The organism is Streptococcus sp. CCH8-H5, assembly GCF_001556505.1.
In the GTDB taxonomy this organism is placed as follows: domain Bacteria; phylum Bacillota; class Bacilli; order Lactobacillales; family Streptococcaceae; genus Streptococcus.
This window is the reverse complement of sequence record NZ_LSIZ01000156.1, coordinates 1-676: the sequence shown is the minus strand read 5'-3', so window position 1 is coordinate 676 and position 676 is coordinate 1. Positions and strand designations below refer to the sequence as shown.

General features: G+C 45.4%; 1 pseudogene. It reads right to left on the bottom strand.

What is annotated here, in order from left to right:
• Window positions 1-676: pseudogene (locus AX663_RS10185) on the bottom strand (CshA/CshB family fibrillar adhesin-related protein); the annotation flags it as partial.

Genomic DNA, 676 nt, shown 5'->3' with positions numbered 1-676 from the left:
TCGATTGGTGCAACTGGGTCACCTTCTGTGAAGGTTACTGTTCCAGTTTGAACCACACCTTGAGGTGCTTCAGATTCAGCAGGAGTTGCTGTTGGAGTTACTGGAGTCACAGTTGGGGTGTACTTAGCAGTAACTGGAGTACCGTTCTTATCGACACGTTTAACCGTTACGCCTGTACCTTCTCCAGTGAATGATTTTTCTGGAACAAAGGTTACGGTTCCGTCTGGAGCAACTGTGTAAGTTCCTTCACCAGGAACGGTCTTCGTAGTTGAGCCATCTTCAAATGTTGCAGGTGTATCATCATCCATTGGAACATTTGGATTACCTGGTGTGAAGGTTGGTGTACCTGTTTGCGTTTGACCTTGTTTGTCAGTAGATGTTGTATCTTCTGCAGTTGGTGTAACTGGTGTTACGGTTGGTGTATAAGTTGCGGAAGCTTTTGTTCCGTTCTTATCTTCACGAACCACTGTTACAGCTGGCGCAGTTCCGACGAATGATTTTTCTGGTACGAAGGTTACTGTTCCGTCTGCTGCTACTGTGTATGTACCAACGCCATCAACAGTCTTGGTAGTTGAACCATCTTCAAATGTTGCTGGTACATCGTCATTCATTGGTACACGACTGTCACCTTCAGTAAATTCAGGCTTACCTGTTTGGGTTTGACCTTGTTTACCTG